Origin of the sequence: Ramlibacter sp. (genome assembly GCF_036383835.1) — a bacterium.
Classification (GTDB): Bacteria; Pseudomonadota; Gammaproteobacteria; order Burkholderiales; family Burkholderiaceae_C; genus Ramlibacter.
This window is the reverse complement of sequence record NZ_DASVNN010000061.1, coordinates 20,113-34,221: the sequence shown is the minus strand read 5'-3', so window position 1 is coordinate 34,221 and position 14,109 is coordinate 20,113. Positions and strand designations below refer to the sequence as shown.

Annotated in this window: 13 protein-coding genes; 11 read left to right on the top strand and 2 right to left on the bottom strand. The window is 69.8% G+C overall.

Annotation, left to right across the window (positions count from 1 at the left end; translation table 11 throughout):
• The 10 genes from VF522_RS09925 to VF522_RS09880 all read left to right on the top strand — a co-directional run.
• Positions 1-639, top strand: a 639-nt coding sequence (locus tag VF522_RS09925; protein ID WP_330908092.1) for a phospholipase D-like domain-containing protein, incomplete at its 5' end; no start/stop codon positions are given.
• On the top strand, positions 636-1,664 hold the full coding sequence (locus VF522_RS09920; RefSeq protein ID WP_330908091.1) for a ligase-associated DNA damage response exonuclease: 1,029 nt from the start codon (positions 636-638) through the stop codon (positions 1,662-1,664). The genes VF522_RS09925 and VF522_RS09920, both read left to right, overlap by 4 nt.
• Entirely contained in the window at positions 1,661-2,140 is a 480-nt protein-coding gene (locus VF522_RS09915; protein ID WP_330908090.1) for a DUF2269 domain-containing protein, read from the top strand. Before VF522_RS09920 ends, VF522_RS09915 begins: the two co-directional genes overlap by 4 nt.
• A 2-nt stretch (positions 2,141-2,142) precedes the next feature.
• Complete coding sequence (locus VF522_RS09910; RefSeq protein ID WP_330908089.1) at positions 2,143-3,849, top strand: ATP-dependent DNA ligase; 1,707 nt, start codon at positions 2,143-2,145, stop codon at positions 3,847-3,849.
• Between the two features lie 93 nt (positions 3,850-3,942).
• Positions 3,943-4,674 carry a GTP cyclohydrolase I gene (gene folE / locus VF522_RS09905; RefSeq protein WP_414709488.1) on the top strand — a complete coding sequence of 244 codons (732 nt, stop codon included), beginning with the start codon at positions 3,943-3,945 and terminating at the stop codon, positions 4,672-4,674.
• A 2-nt stretch (positions 4,675-4,676) separates the two neighbouring features.
• Positions 4,677-5,099, top strand: coding sequence for a BLUF domain-containing protein (locus VF522_RS09900; protein WP_330908087.1), 423 nt, complete (start codon positions 4,677-4,679; stop codon positions 5,097-5,099).
• Positions 5,100-5,981, top strand: a complete 882-nt coding sequence (locus VF522_RS09895; protein ID WP_330908086.1) for a DMT family transporter — start codon at positions 5,100-5,102, stop codon at positions 5,979-5,981. It begins immediately after the preceding gene.
• Between the two features lie 4 nt (positions 5,982-5,985).
• A complete protein-coding gene (locus VF522_RS09890) occupies positions 5,986-6,795 on the top strand; it encodes a DUF429 domain-containing protein (protein ID WP_330908085.1) in 810 nt (269 codons plus the stop codon).
• A gap of 7 nt (positions 6,796-6,802) precedes the next feature.
• Complete coding sequence (locus tag VF522_RS09885) at positions 6,803-7,201, top strand: DUF2784 domain-containing protein (RefSeq protein WP_330908084.1); 399 nt, start codon at positions 6,803-6,805, stop codon at positions 7,199-7,201.
• Positions 7,202-7,228: 27 nt separating this feature from the next.
• Entirely contained in the window at positions 7,229-8,317 is a 1,089-nt protein-coding gene (locus tag VF522_RS09880; protein ID WP_330908083.1) for a flavodoxin family protein, read from the top strand.
• Positions 8,318-8,333: 16 nt separating this feature from the next.
• Here VF522_RS09880 and VF522_RS09875 read toward each other — a convergent pair whose 3' ends face one another.
• Entirely contained in the window at positions 8,334-9,986 is a 1,653-nt protein-coding gene (locus tag VF522_RS09875; RefSeq protein WP_330908082.1) for a SulP family inorganic anion transporter, read from the bottom strand.
• Between the two features lie 11 nt (positions 9,987-9,997).
• Positions 9,998-11,317 (bottom strand): sulfatase family protein, encoded by a 1,320-nt coding sequence (locus VF522_RS09870; protein ID WP_330908081.1) that lies wholly within the window; start codon positions 11,315-11,317, stop codon positions 9,998-10,000.
• Positions 11,318-11,633: 316 nt separating this feature from the next.
• On the opposite strand from VF522_RS09870, the gene VF522_RS09865 reads away from it, so the two are divergent.
• Positions 11,634-14,096 (top strand): ligase-associated DNA damage response DEXH box helicase, encoded by a 2,463-nt coding sequence (locus VF522_RS09865; RefSeq protein WP_330908080.1) that lies wholly within the window; start codon positions 11,634-11,636, stop codon positions 14,094-14,096.
• Positions 14,097-14,109: the final 13 nt, after the last annotated feature.

The window sequence follows — 14,109 nt, the reverse complement described above, 5'->3', positions numbered from 1 at the left end:
CGCGCGTCCGGCACGCGCGCCGCGCTGCCGCAGGTCCCGCTCCCCAGCCACGGCCTGCCGCGCGCCAAGGCGGCGCTGCTGATGCGCGACAACCTGCGGCACCGCACCGAGATCGAACGCGCCTACCTGCGCGCGATCGGCCGCGCGCACGGCGAGATCATCATCGCCAACGCGTACTTCGTTCCGGGCGGACGCATGCGGCGCGCACTGGTCAACGCCGCGCGCCGCGGCGTGAGCGTCAACCTGTTGCTGCAGGGCCGCTACGAATACTTCATGCAGTACTACGCCGCGCGCCCGGTGTTCGGCGCGCTGCTGCGGGCCGGCGTGCAGATCGTCGAATACGAGCCGAGCTTCCTGCACGCCAAGGTGGCCGTGGTCGACGGGCACTGGGCGACGGTGGGCTCGTCGAATCTCGACCCGCTGTCGCTGCTGCTCGCGCGCGAGGCCAACCTGATCGTGGAGGATGCCGCCTTCGCGCAACGCCTGCGCCAGCGCCTGCTGCGCGCCCTGCAGCACGAAGGCCGCCGCATGGATGCATCCGCCTACGAGAGCCGCTCGCGCGCGACGCGCGCCAAGGAGTGGCTCGCCCTCGTCGTCATGCGCCTGCTGCTGGTGATCCAGGGAAAAAAGTACCTGTGAACGGCGACCTGATCGTGCAGCGGCCCGAAGGCCTGTACTGCCCGCCCGGCGACTTCTACATCGACCCGTGGCGGCCGGTCGCCCGCGCCGTGATCACCCATGCGCACTCGGACCATGCGCGCTCCGGCAACGGCCACTACCTGGCCGCCGCGCCGGCCGAAGGCGTGCTGCGGTCGCGGCTCGGCGACATCCCACTGCAGATGCTGCCGTACGGAGAGACCGTGGAACACCACGGCGTGAAGGTCTCGCTGCATCCGGCCGGCCATGTGCTGGGTTCGGCGCAGGTGCGGCTGGAACATGGCGGGCGGGTCTGGGTGGCGAGCGGCGACTACAAGGTGGTGCCGGATCCGACCTGCACGCCCTTCGAGCCGGTGCGCTGCGACGTGTTCATCACCGAGTCGACCTTCGGCCTGCCGATCTACCGCTGGTGTCCCGACGAGGACGTGTTCGGCGACATCAACGCCTGGTGGACGCGCAATGCCTCGCACGGCCGCGCGAGCGTGCTGTGCTGCTACAGCTTCGGCAAGGCGCAGCGCGTGCTGGCGGGGGTCGACCCGTCGATCGGCCCGATCATCGTGCACGGCGCCGTGCGGCCGCTCAACGACGCCTATCGCGCGGCCGGCGTGGCGCTGCCGGACACGCGCATGGTCACCGAGGTGCAGGACAAGGCGGACCTGCGCCGCTGCCTCGTGGTCTGCCCGCCGAGTGCCGCGGCGAGTCCGTGGATGCGCCGCTTCGGCGATGCGCAGACCGCCTTCGCGAGCGGCTGGATGCAGGTGCGCGGCAACCGGCGCCGCGGCGGCTACGACCGCGGCTTCGTGCTGTCGGACCACGCGGACTGGCCGGGCCTGCTGGAGGCGATCGCCGCCACGCAGGCATCGCGCGTGATCGTCACGCACGGCAGCGCCGCGGTGATGGTGCGCTACCTGCGCGAGCGCGGACTGCAGGCGGAGTCCTTCGACACCGAGTACGGCGACGACGTGGTCGAGGCGGACCTGCAGGCGGGGCAGGAGGCGGCCGCGTGAGCTACCTCGTGCTCAAGTGGCTGCACCTGGTCGGCGCGACCGTGCTGTTCGGGACCGGCCTGGGCATCGCCTTCTTCGCCTGGTTCGGCTATCGCCGCGGCATGCAGGAAGGCGACATCGGCCTGATCCGCGGCGTGCTGCGGTTGACCGTCATCGCCGACGCGATCTTCACGGCGACCGCCGCGGTGCTGCAGCCGGTCACGGGCTGGTTCCTCTGGCGGATGGCGGGAGGGACGTGGCCGGATCCATGGCTTGGCTGGGTGCTGGGCCTGTACGTGTTCGTCGGCGCATGCTGGCTGCCGGTGGTGGCGCTGCAGATCCGGCTGCGCAATGCGGCCGTGCAGGCGCGCACCGTCGGCGAGCTCGATGCACGCTTCCACCGCACCTTCGCCATCTGGTTCGCGCTCGGCTGGCCCGCCTTCCTCGGTGTGATGGCCCTGTTCGGACTGATGATCACGCGCGGCTACTTCCGCTGACCATGAAGCGCTTCTCGCGTCTGTTCAGCGAGCTGGACGCCACCACCTCCACCAACGAGAAGGTGGAGGCGCTCACGCGCTATTTCGACGAGGCGCCGCCGCGCGATGCTGCCTGGGCGGTGTACTTCCTCGCCGGCGGCAAGCCGCGGCAGGTGGTGAAGACCGCTTCGCTGGTGGGCCTGGCCTGCCGCATGGCGCAGATCGACGACTGGCTGTTCGGCGAGTGCTACCAGTCGGTCGGCGACCTCGCGGAGACGATCGCGCTGGTGCTGCCGCGCGGCGACGAGCCTTCCGACGTCGGGCTGGCGGAGTGGGTGGAGGACCGCCTGCTGCCGCTGCGGGGCATGCCGGACGAGGAAGTCGCGCAGCGCGTGGCGCAGTACTGGACGGAGCTCGACACGCTGGGCCGCTTCCTCCTGATCAAGCTGGTGGGCGGGGGCTTTCGCGTCGGCGTGAGCAAGCTGCTGGTGCAGCGCGCCCTGGCCACGCATGCGGGCATCGATGCCAAGCGCGTCGCGCAGCGCATGATGGGCTACACCGACGGCAAGGTCCTGCCTTCGCCCGAGCGCTACGAGGCCCTGGTCGCGAAGGCGGAAGAGGGCGTGCCGGAACAGCGCGACGCGGGCCAGCCCTATCCCTTCTTCCTCGCGCACCAGCTGGACCTGCCGCCGGAGCTGTTCTCCGGGCGCCTGGGCCCGGTGCAGGACTGGCTGGTGGAGTGGAAGTACGACGGCATCCGCGGCCAGGTGATCCGCCGCGGCGCCAGGGTGTGGGTCTGGTCGCGCGGCGAGGAGCTGGTGACGGAGCGCTTCCCCGAGCTCGAGGCGCTCGCGCAGGAACTGCCGGACGGCACGGTGCTCGATGGCGAGATCGTGGTGTGGAAGGAAGAAGGCCCCGCGCCCTTCGCCCTGCTGCAGCAGCGCATCGGCCGCAAGAACCTCACGAAGAAGATCCTGGCCGATGCGCCGGTGGGTTTCATCGCCTACGACCTGCTGGAACAGGACGGGCAGGACCTGCGCGAGCGGCCGCAGCACGAGCGCCGCGCGCGGCTGGAGGCGCTGCTCGCCGGCACGCGCTTCCACCTGTCGCCGGTGGAGACGGCGGAGTCCTGGCTGGACTTCGCCCGCAAGCGCGAGCAGTCGCGCGAGCGCGGGGTCGAGGGTTTCATGCTCAAGCGGCTCGACGCCGCCTACGGCACCGGCCGCACCAAGGCCGACGGCCTGTGGTGGAAGTGGAAGATAGCCCCGATGACGATCGACTGCGTGCTGGTCTACGCGCAGCCGGGGCATGGCCGCCGCTCCTCGGTCTACACCGACTACACCTTCGCGGTGTGGAACCGGCCGCCCGCCAGCCGGGAGGAGGCCGACGCGGTGCTGGAGGCGATCGCGCGCAAGGAGCCGCCGCGGCCCGATACCCTGCAGCTGGTGCCCTTCGCCAAGGCCTATTCGGGCCTCACCGACGAGGAGTTCCGGCAGGTCGATGCCGTCATCCGCCGCCACACCATCGAGAAATTCGGACCGGTGCGCAGCGTCAAGCCCAGCCTGGTGTTCGAGCTGGGCTTCGAGGGCATCAACCGCAGCGGCCGCCACCGCAGCGGGATCGCGGTGCGCTTTCCCCGCATGCTGCGCATCCGCCACGACAAGCCCCTGCACGAGGCGAACACCCTGCAGGACCTGGAGGCGCTGCTCGCTTTGTCATCCCGGGCTTGACCCCGGATCGAGTCCGGGGCAGGCCCCGGGATCCATGGATGGCGGGTCAAGCCCGCCATGACAAGGTTTCCAGCCCCGGTGTTACAGTCCCCGATGCTCATGAAAGCCGACCCGTCCAGCCAGCTCACCCCCGCGCCTTCCGACGAGGGCACGCCGGTGTCGGTGCGCATCCGCGAGCGCCTCCTGGCGGCCCGCAAGCGTTTCCATTCCAACGACAACATCGCCGACTATCTCCAGCCCGGCGAGCTGGAGGCGCTGCTGGACGAGGTGGAAGTCAAGATGCAGGGCGTGCTGGACAGCATGGTGATCGACACCAGCAACGACCACAACACCAGCGACACGGCGCGCCGCGTGGCCAAGATGTACCTCGGCGAGGTCTTCCGCGGCCGCTACGTCAAGGCGCCGACCATCACCGAATTCCCGAATGCCGAACACCTGAACGAGCTGATGATCGTCGGCCCGATCACGGTGCGTTCGGCCTGCAGCCACCACCTGTGCCCGGTGATCGGCAAGCTGTGGGTCGGCGTGATGCCCAACGAGCACACCAACGTGATCGGCCTGTCGAAGTACGCGCGCCTCGCCGAATGGATCATGGGCCGGCCCCAGATCCAGGAAGAGGCGGTGGTGCAACTGGCCGACCTGATCATGGAGAAGACCCAGCCCGATGGCCTGGCCATCGTGATGGAGGCGCGCCACTACTGCATGGCCTGGCGCGGCGTGAAGGACCTGGACAGCAAGATGATCAACTCGGTGATGCGCGGCGCCTTCCTCAAGGACGCCGCCCTGCGCCGCGAATTCCTGGCCCTGATCCCCCAAAAGGATTGAGCATGCTCGTCCGCCTCCTCTATTGCAGCCGCGCCGTCGACACCAGCCCGCAGGCGGTGGAAGCCATCCTCGACAAGGCGCGCCAGCACAACCCGGTGAGCGGCATCACGGGCATCCTCTGCTACGGCGGCGGCATCTTCCTGCAGGCGATCGAGGGCGGCCGCCTGCAGGTGAGCGAGCTGTTCGGCACGATCCAGAAGGACCCGCGCCACAAGGACGTCGCGCTGCTGCACTACGAGGAGATCCTCGAGCGGCGCTTCGGCGGCTGGAGCATGGGCCAGGTCAACGTCTCCAAGCTCAATCACACGATCCTGCTGAAGTACTCGGAGAAGCCGGAACTCGACCCGTATTCGGTGTCCGGCAAGGTCTCGCTCGCGCTGCTGGAAGACCTGATGGCCACGGCCGCGATCTGCGGCCGGGTCTGAATGCCCGCCGGCGCGCTGGCCTTCGTCCTCCTCGCCGGACTGATCCACGCCAGCTGGAACATCGCCGCCAAGAAGGCAGGCGGCGACATCCGTTTCGCTGCGTTCACGACTCTCGTCAACGCGATCGCCTGGGCGCCGCTGGGCCTGTGGCTGGCCTGGCGCGACGTGCCGGCCTGGGGCGCGCGCGAATGGCTGCTGCTCGCGGCCAGCGCGGTGCTGCACTGCGGCTACTACCTCTTCCTGCTGCGCGGCTACCGCAAGGCGGATCTCACCGTGGTCTATCCGCTCGCGCGCGGTTCGGGGCCGCTGCTGTCGTCGATGGCGGCCATCGTGCTGCTGGGCGAGCAGCTCACGGCGCTCGGCGCGGCGGGCATCGCCGGCGTGGTCGGCGGGGTGTTCCTGGTCGCGGGCGGGCCGGGGCTCTGGCGCCGCAGCCACGACGCGGAAACGCACCAGCGCATCCGCAAGGGCATGTTCTACGGCGTGCTGAGCGGCGCGTTCATCGCCGGCTACACCGTGGTCGACGGCTACGCGGTGAAGGTGCTGCTGATCTCTCCCATCCTCGTCGACTACGTCGGCGGCCTGCTGCGCCTGTTCGTCGTCGCGCCGCCGGTGCTGCGCAACCTGCCGGAGGCGCGCACGCTGTGGCGTGCGCAGTGGAAGTACGCGCTGTACGTGGGCATCATCAGCCCGGTGTCGTACGTGCTGGTGCTCTATGCGATGCAGACGGCGCCGCTGTCGCACGTGGCGCCGGCGCGCGAGGTCTCGATGCTGTTCGCGGCGCTGATCGGGGGGCAGTTGCTGGGGGAAGGCGATCGCGGGCTGCGGCTGCTTGGCGCGGGCTTCATCGCGGCCGGCGTGATGGCGCTGGCGTTAGGCTAGCGGCATGCTCCTCCTCGGCTGCGACTTCTCCAGCACGCCCACGCGGCGCAAGCCGATCCTGCTCGCGCTCGGCACCGCGGCGGGCGGGCGGGTGCAGCTCACGCGCCTGGAGAAGATCGAATCGCTGCCGGCCTTCGCCGAGTGGCTGCGCCAGCCGCATGCCTGGATCGGCGGCTTCGACTTCCCCTTCGGCCTGCCGCGCGCGCTGGTGGAGCATCTCGGCTGGCCGACCGACTGGCGCGAGTGCATGCGCCACTACGCCAGCCTCACGCGGCCGCAGATCCGCGACACCTTCGCGGCCTACTGCGCTTCGCGTCCCGCGGGCCAGAAGTTCGCGCATCGCCGTTTCGACAAGCTCGCCGGTTCCAGCCCCTCGATGAAATGGGTCAACCCGCCCGTGGCGTACATGCTGCACGCGGCGGTGCCGCTGCTGCTGGACGCCGGCGCGCACATCCCGGGGCTGCACGAAGGCGACGCGCAGCGTGTCGCGCTGGAAGCCTATCCGGGCCTGCTCGCACGCGAGCTGATCGGCCGGCGCAGCTACAAGAGCGACGCGAAGGCGAAGCAGACGGCCGACCGCCTGATCGCGCGCAAGGACCTGATCACGGCGCTGGAGCAGGGCCGCACGCGCCTGGGCCTGCGGCTGAAGCTCACGCACGCGCAGCGCGACGCGCTGGCCGAGGACCCGAGCGGCGACAGCCTCGACGCGGTGCTGTGCCTGGTGCAGGCCGCGTGGTCCGCGCAGCACGGCGCGCCGCGCTACGGGCTGCCCGAGGACATCGATCCGCTGGAAGGCTGGATCGTGAGCGCCTGAGGCGGCCGTGATCCACCGCGTGCTTGCCGATGCGCTGGTGGTCTTCCACCTGGCGTTCGTCGTGTTCGCGGTGGCCGGTGCGCTGCTCGCGTTTCGCTGGCGCTGGATCGTGTTCCTGCACCTGCCGGTGCTGGCCTGGGCGGTACTGGTGGAATTCAACGGCTGGACCTGCCCGCTGACGCCGCTGGAGAACGCGCTGCGCGCGGCCAGCGGCGAGGCCGGCTACAGCGGCGGCTTCATCGAGCATTACCTGCTGCCGGTGCTCTATCCGGCGGCGCTCACGCGCAACCTGCAGTGGACGCTGGGGACTGCGCTCGTCGCCTTCAATGCGGTCGTCTACCTGCTGCTCTGGCGGCGTCGCACGGCCGAGCAACGACGTCACCCGCGGCCGCGCGAATCCCGCTAGCCTTGATACTTCTGCCGAGGAGTTCCCATGGCTGGCGATACGAAGGAAGGGCAGGTCCGCAAGGGCCAGTATCCGGGCGCGATGACGCGCGCGGCATTCTCCGAGCGCTTCCGCGCGCGCTTCTACGACCCCGCCTTCCGCGGCGAGGACCCGGCCATCGAACGGCTGGAGGAGATCGCCTGGGACGGCTATTGCAAGGCCCGCAAGGCGCCCGTCACGCGCAAGGCCGGTCCCGAATTCCAGGACCCCGACTACGACCTGTCGGTGGAGTGGTACGAGGCGCGAAACCGCCTGATCGCGGCGCAGAAGCGCTGGGAAGATCCCGCCACGCCGTCGCGCGCGCTCGTGGTCTGCGGCGCGCCGCGCAACGACGGCAGTTGCCCCGGCGAGATGTCCAAGACCTTCCGCCTTGCGAAGGTCGCGCAGGAGGTGCTGGAGCAGGGCGGCGTGACGGTCGACCTGCTCGACCTGAGCCGGCTCACCTCCGACTATGACCTGCGCATCCATCCGTGCAAGGGCTGCGTGTCCACCGCGATGCCCCTGTGCCACTGGCCCTGCAGCTGCTACCCGAACCACGAACTTTCGCAGGTCAACGACTGGATGAACGAGCTCTACGAGCGCTGGGTGTCGGCGCACGGGATCCTGCTGGTGACGCCGACGCACTGGTACGCGATGCCGAGCCCGCTCAAGCTGATGATGGACCGCCTGGTGTGCGCCGACGGCGGCAATCCCGATCCCACGCGCACCGCCGGCAAGGATGCGGACAAGGCGAAGGAGGTGGAGCTCGCGGGCTGGGACTACCCGCAGCACCTGGCAGGGCGGACCTACGGCGTGGTGGTGCACGGCGACGTCGCCGGCATCGAAGGCAACCGCCGCATCCTGACCGACTGGCTCGACTGGATGGGCCTCGTCGACGCCGGGCCGACCGCGCGCCTGGACCGCTACATCGGCTACTACGAACCCTACGCCACCAGCCACGAGGCGCTGGACCGCGACGAGGCCGTGCAGGAGGAGACGCGCAATGCGGCGCGTGCCCTGGCCGAGGCGATCGGCGCCCTGCGCAAGGGCGAGCTCGTTTCTCCGGGCAAGGACCTGAAGCGCCCGCGGGCCAAGTGAGCCGCGGGACGCCGCTTCAGGCGGACAGCCGCCCGAAGGCGAGCAGGGCTTCGGTATCGGTGCGGTACATCTTCAGCAGCGGGCCATCCTTCAGGGTGCCCGCCTTCTCCAGCACGCGTTCCACCGGCAGCTTGATGCCGCTGATGTGCAGCGTGATGCCGCGCTCCGCGAGCAGCTTGCGCAGCTGCGCGAACATCTCGACGCCGGTGGCGTCCACCCGGTTGATGGGCTGCGCGAACAGGCACACGTGGCGCACTTCGGGGTGCGCCGCGAGGTGCTCCACGATCGCGCGTTCCATCGCGGTGGCGGAGGCGAAGTCCAGTTCGGCGTCCATGCGCAGCGCATAGAGCTGCGGCGCCAGCGGCGCGAGATGCCACAGGTGGCGGTCGCGCAGGCTGCCGTCCGGATGCAGGCCCACTTCGATGATGCGCGGATGCAGCCGCAGGTACAGGAAGTGCGCCAGGCCGATCACCACGCCGGTGAGCACGCCCCAGTAGATGCGCGGCGCCGACAGGATCGTGACCGCGAAGGTGGTGACCGCCGTGACCGCCTCCACGCGGTCGATGCGCCACAGCTCGCGGAAGGTCCGCGGCTTGAACAGGCTCGCGACGGCCGCGACCACCACGGCGGCCAGCACCGCCTTCGGCACGTGCGACAGGGCCGGCGTGAGGAACAGCAGCACGGGCAGCACGAACGCCGTGGCGATCACCGTCGCCCAGCCCGTGCGGGCGCCGGAGTAGAGCGTGAGCGCCGAGCGCGAGAACGAGGTGCTGGTGGCGAAGGCGCCGGAGAAGGCCGCGGCGAGCTTGCCCACGCCCTGGCCGACGAGGTCCTGGCTCGCGTCCCAGCGGCGGCCCTCGCGCTGGTTCTCGATCTTGGCGCTGGCGGCCATTTCCAGCGAACTCACCAGCGTGAGCACCAGCGCCGGTGCGATCAGCGAGGAGAACTGGTCCCAGCCGGGCCAGGCCGGCCAATAGAAGGCGGGCAGTCCCTGCGGCAGCGGTCCCACGACCGCGCCCGCGCGCGAGTAGCCGCTGAACCAGGCGAGCAGGCCGGTGGCCACCAGCGCGATCAGCATGATCGGCAGCCGCGGCGCGACGCGCTTGGCCACGATGAACACCACGAGGCAGGCGATGCCGTAGGCCATCGCCTGGAAGTCCAGCTTCGGTCCGTGCAGCAGTTGCGCGAGCGAGCCGTCCAGCCCGATCAGGGCGGGCAGCTGCGACGCGATGATCAGGAGCGCCGCGGCCTGGCTGAAGCCGGCCAGCACGGGGGAGCTCACCAGGTTCAGCACCCAGGCGGAGCGCGTCAGGCCGACCGCCAGCTGCAGCAAACCCGCCAGCAGTGCGAGCCAGACCGCCAGCAGTACCCAGCTGGAACTTCCCGGTTCGGCCATGCCGATCAGCGAAGCGCCCACGAGCACGCTGGAAAGGGCCGAAGGACCGACGGAAAGCCGCGTCGATGCGCTGAACAGCACCGAGGCCACCATCGGCAGGAAGGTGGCATACAGGCCCGCCACCAGCGGCATGCCGGCCAGGCCCGCGTAGGCGACCGACTGCGGGATCATCACGACGGCCACCGTGAGGGCGGCGATGGCCTCGCCCCGCAGCAGCTGAGCGTCGGGACGGGGCCAGGCGAGGAAGGGAAACCAGCGCGACAGTTTGGACATCGGGCGCAAGCTTACCTTTGCGGCATGTCCTTGACCGAGTAACCCAGGCTCACCGTCGCATCTTCCGGGATGGCAGGCATGCTTTCGTTCCAGGTTTCCCACGCATCGCGCATCGCCATCAGCCGCGCGGGGTCGCGGCCGGCGCGGTTGGCGCGCTCGCGTTCGTCCGCGGGGATGTTGAACAGGTAGTCGTGGCCGTCCACCCGCAGGTATTTCCAGTCGCCGTCGCGCAACGCGCGCTGGCCGCGGTGGTTCATGCGCCAGTGCAGGGGCCGCGCGAAAGTGCGTGACGGCTCGCGCAGCACCGGCAGCAGCGACACGCCATCGAGCGGATAGGCCGGATCGGGCTGCGCACCGGCCGCTTCGAGGATCGAAGCGGTCCAGTCCATGGTCATGCACTGCTGCGTACTCACGCCGCCGGACCGGATCACGGCGGGCCAGTGCGCGATCCAGGGCACGCGGATGCCGCCCTCGGTGAGGTCCATCTTGCCGCCGACCAGCGGCCAGTTGTCGGAGAAGCGCTCGCCGCCGTTGTCGCTGGTGAAGACCACCAGCGTGTCGCGCTCCAGGCCGTGCCTGCGCAGCGCCTGCATCACCCAGCCGATGCCTTCGTCCATGTGGTGGATCATGCGGCGGTAGGTGTGGATGTCGCCGCCCTGCAGGTGGAACAGGTTGTCCTTCACCTCCGCGGCCAGGGGCGCGTCCTCGCGCGTCTCCCACGGCCAGTGCGGTGCCGTGTAGTGCAGGCTCAGGAGGAAGGGCGCGCGTCCGGCGGCCATGCGGTCGACGAAGTCCACGCCGCGCTTCGAGATCAGGTCGGTGAGGTAGCCTTCCTCTCGCCTTTCCTGCTCGCCCCACCAGAGGTCGTGCGCGCCGTCGAAGCCGCAGTGCGTGAAGTAGTCCACGCCGCCCGACATGGGACCGAAGAACTCGTCATAGCCGGAGCGCAGCGGGCCGAAGGCCGGCGGGTAGCCGAGGTGCCACTTCCCGAACAACGCCGTGCGGTAACCGGCCTCCTTCAGGAGCGAGGGCAGCGTCGGATGCTCCGGCGGCAGGCCGAGGATCCGGCTGCCGCGGCTCTTGCTGTTGATCGGTTCCTCGGCGGCGCCGCGCAGGCGGTACTGGTAGCGGCCCGTCATCAGCGCGAAGCGGGTGGGCGAGCACACCGGGGAATTCGAATAGCCCTGGGTGAAGCGCAGCCCGCCGGCGGCGAGCGCGTCGAGATGGGGGGAGACCGGGCCGAACGCCGCGTCGCGCCCGCCATAGCAGCCCAGGTCCGCGAAGCCGAGGTCGTCGGCGACGATGAAGATGATGTTGGGAGCGGCCGTCATGGAGGTGTCTGCGGCGACAATGCCGCCGACAGATTAGGGTAACTCTGAAAAGTCGCAAGCGACTTTTCAGAGTTGTCTAGCTAGTGTGAGAAGGCCCGGCAAAGCCGGATCCTTCTCACAAGGGGAACCGCGTTGCATGTTATTCCACGCGGTTCTCGCCTGGCGGGCAGCTTGGAGCTGCCCGCCTCGTAGACTGCGCGGAATAACATGCAGCGCAGTCTCACCTGCGGACAGGATCCGGCTTTGCCGGGCCTGTTCGCACCGATCAAGCCACTGATAAATCACCGCAGGTGATTTATCAGTGAATCATTAGCGCATGGCAGTCACCCACGAGCTCGCCCCCCATGCCACGCAATGGCTGCAGCAGCGCGGCTGGCAGCCCTTCCTGTTCCAGCAGGAAGTCTGGCAGGCCGTGGCGGAAGGCCGCAGCGGCATGCTGCATGCCACCACCGGCTCGGGCAAGACTTATGCGGTGTGGCTGGGAATGCTCGATGCGTTGCTGCAGCGGCATCCGCCGGGCCGCGGCGCCGAGCCGTTGCGCGTGGTCTGGCTCACCCCCATGCGCGCGCTCGCCTCCGACACGGCCAAGGCGCTGGCCGCGCCGTTGCGCGAGCTGGCCCCGAACTGGACGATCGGCCTGCGCACCGGCGACACGCCCAGCGCGGAACGCGCGCGGCAGGACCGGCGCATGCCCACCGTGCTGGTCACCACGCCGGAATCGCTGACGCTGATGCTCACGCGCGAGCCTGCGCGCGAGGAACTGGCGGGCGTCGAATACGTCGTGATCGACGAGTGGCACGAGCTGATCGGCAGCAAGCGCGGCGTGCAGGCGCAGCTCGCGCTGGCGCGTCTGCGCCGCTTCCACCCGGGGCTGGTCAGCTGGGGCCTGAGCGCCACCCTGGGCAACCTGGAAGATGCCATGCGCGTGTTGTGCGGTCCCGCGCCGGAGCCCGCGCCTCGCCTGGTGCAAGGCCGCATCGACAAGACGCTGCTCATCGACACGCTGCTGCCGCCGAACCCGGGCCGGTACACATGGGCCGGCCACCTGGGCGCGGGCATGCAGATGCCGGTGGTGGAGGAGATCGACCGCTCCGGCACCACGCTGGTCTTCACCAACGTGCGCTCGCAGGCGGAGGTCTGGTACCAGCTGCTGCTGGAGGCGCGTCCCGAGTGGGCCGGCCACATCGCGCTGCACCACGGATCCCTGGACAAGTCCACGCGCGAATGGGTGGAGCAGGGGCTCAAGGAAGGCACGCTGCGCGCCGTGGTCGCGACGTCCTCGCTGGACCTCGGCGTCGACTTCCTGCCGGTGGAGCGCGTGCTGCAGGTGGGATCGGCCAAGGGCGTGGCGCGCATGCTGCAGCGCGCCGGGCGCAGCGGCCACGCGCCCGGCCGGCCGAGCCGCGTGACCCTGGTGCCGACCAACACCATGGAGATCGTCGAGGCGGCGGCCGCGCGCTGGGCGGCGCAGACGGGCCGGGTGGAACGGCGCATCCCGCCGGAGAAGCCCTTCGACGTGCTGGTGCAGCACATCGTGACGATCGCGCTGGGCGGCGGCTTCCGTCCGGACGATCTCTACGAGGAGGTCACGGGCGCCTGGTCCTACCGCAACCTCAGCCGCGCGGAGTTCGACTGGGCCCTCGCCTTTTGCGAACGCGGCGGGGAAAGCCTGGGCGCCTATCCCGAATACCACCGCATCGTGCGCGACGACGAGGGCGTCTTCCGGGTCAAGGACAACGGCGTCGCGAAGCGGCACCGACTGGGCATCGGCACCATCGTGAGCGACGCCGCGGTGCAGGTGAAGTACCTCACCGGCGCCGTCATCGGCACCATGGAGGAAGGGTTCATCGCGCGCCTCAAGCCCGGCGACCACTTCTTCTTCGCCGGCAAGCTGCTGGAATTCGTGCGGGTGCGCGACATGGCGGCCTACGTGCGCAGGGCCACGAAGAACAAGGGCACGGTGCCGACCTGGATGGGCAGCAAGATGGCGCTGTCCACTGAACTCAGCGACGCGGTGCTGCACATGATGCAGGCGGCGTCCCAGGGCGACTTCCTCGAACCCGAGCTGGAGGCCGCGCGGCCCATGCTGCTCACGCAGCAGCGGCTGTCGAAGATCCCCACGCCCGCGACGCTGCTGGTGGAGGCCTTCCAGTCGCGCGAGGGCCAGCACCTCTACCTCTATCCCTTCGCCGGCCGCAACGTGCACCTGGGCCTCGCGAGCCTGATCGCCTGGCGGCTGGCGCGCGAGAAGCCCAACACCTTCAGCATCTCGATCAACGACTACGGCTTCGAGCTGGTGAGCGCCGAGCCCTTCGACGTGGAGCCGGTGACCAGCCAGCGCGTGTTCACCGCCACCGGCCTGATGCACGACGTGCTCGCCTCGCTCAACTCCTCGGAGCTCGCGCAGCGGCGCTTTCGCGAGATCGCGCGCGTGGCCGGCCTGATCTCCACCGGCTACCCGGGCCAGCCGAAGAGCACGCGGCAGCTGCAGGCCTCCAGCGCGCTGTTCTACGAGGTGTTCCGCAAGTACGACGCCGGCAACCTGCTGTTGAACCAGGCGGAGACCGAGGTGCTGAGCCAGGAGCTGGAGATCTCGCGGCTGGGCGAGACGCTCGGGCGCATGCGCGCCAGGACGCTGGTGTTCGCGCCGCTGCGGCATCCGAGTCCGATGAGCCTGCCGCTGATGGTGGAACGCTTCCGGGAGAAGCTTTCGACCGAACAGTTGTCCCAGCGTCTCGATCGCATCCTGCGCGAGATGGAGGGCGACGAGTCCGCCTGACCGCGTTCCTGGC

Excerpts from the sequence above, each read along its gene's own strand:
- VF522_RS09910 (WP_330908089.1), top strand. The coding sequence starts at position 2,143 with ATGAAGCGCTTCTCGCGTCTGTTCAGCGAGCTGGACGCCACCACCTCC.
- folE (WP_414709488.1), top strand. The coding sequence starts at position 3,943 with ATGCTCATGAAAGCCGACCCGTCCAGCCAGCTCACCCCCGCGCCTTCC.
- VF522_RS09900 (WP_330908087.1), top strand. The coding sequence starts at position 4,677 with ATGCTCGTCCGCCTCCTCTATTGCAGCCGCGCCGTCGACACCAGCCCG.
- VF522_RS09895 (WP_330908086.1), top strand. The coding sequence starts at position 5,100 with ATGCCCGCCGGCGCGCTGGCCTTCGTCCTCCTCGCCGGACTGATCCAC.
- VF522_RS09890 (WP_330908085.1), top strand. The coding sequence starts at position 5,986 with ATGCTCCTCCTCGGCTGCGACTTCTCCAGCACGCCCACGCGGCGCAAG.
- VF522_RS09880 (WP_330908083.1), top strand. The coding sequence starts at position 7,229 with ATGGCTGGCGATACGAAGGAAGGGCAGGTCCGCAAGGGCCAGTATCCG.
- VF522_RS09875 (WP_330908082.1), bottom strand. The coding sequence starts at position 9,986 with ATGTCCAAACTGTCGCGCTGGTTTCCCTTCCTCGCCTGGCCCCGTCCC.
- VF522_RS09870 (WP_330908081.1), bottom strand. The coding sequence starts at position 11,317 with ATGACGGCCGCTCCCAACATCATCTTCATCGTCGCCGACGACCTCGGC.
- VF522_RS09865 (WP_330908080.1), top strand. The coding sequence starts at position 11,634 with ATGGCAGTCACCCACGAGCTCGCCCCCCATGCCACGCAATGGCTGCAG.